1 protein-coding gene is annotated in these 646 nt (G+C 46.3%); it reads left to right on the top strand.

All coding sequences use genetic code 11. The annotated features are described in order from the left end of the window. Nucleotides 1-646: hemagglutinin repeat-containing protein (locus tag ACFINA_RS09755; protein WP_375615539.1), on the top strand; the 646-nt coding region annotated here is incomplete at both ends.

The raw sequence follows: 646 nt of genomic DNA, 5'->3' as shown, positions 1-646 counted from the left end.
CATGGTGTTGGAGCCGATATTATTGCCGGTACAAACCCGATGCAAAGCAATGATGAACAGAGCGGGAATATCACCATGGAAGCAGGTAAAGATATCACCTTTGAAAGTGCGCAAAACACGCAGAGCACAGAAAACCACACGCAAAGCGCTTCAATGAATGTTGGGTATAGTTATGGTACCGGTGGTACAGGGTGGATGGGGAATGCTTCTTTTGGTAAAGGCAAGGGTTCCAGTGAGGAAGTGCATCACAAAAACAGCCATATTATTGGCACCGGCACAGTTCACACAACGAGTGGGGCAAACACCACATTGGCAGGCGCCGTGGTTTCTGGAGAGCGTGTAGAAATGGAAGTAGGGGGTGATTTTACCGTTGTCAGCCACAGTGATAAGGGACAAAGCTCCAGCAAGCAAAACTCTGTTTCCATTGGTTATAATAGCCGAGAAAAGGATGGTACAGCCACAACCAATATTTCCTTGAACAAGGATAAATCCTCTAGTGATTATCATAGTGTTGTGGAGCAATCAGGCATCAAAGCGGGTGATGGTGGTTTTAAGATCAACGTTAAAGATAAAACAACGCTGACCGGAGGTATTATTGAAAGCACCGCGCCGGCAGATAAAAACAGCCTGACCACAGGAAGCATTA

It is taken from the genome of Bartonella sp. AC10YNML, from assembly GCF_042196825.1.
Classification (GTDB): Bacteria; Pseudomonadota; Alphaproteobacteria; order Rhizobiales; family Rhizobiaceae; genus Bartonella.
The sequence above is the reverse complement of the archived record's forward strand: the minus strand, read 5'-3'. Positions and strand labels throughout refer to the sequence as shown.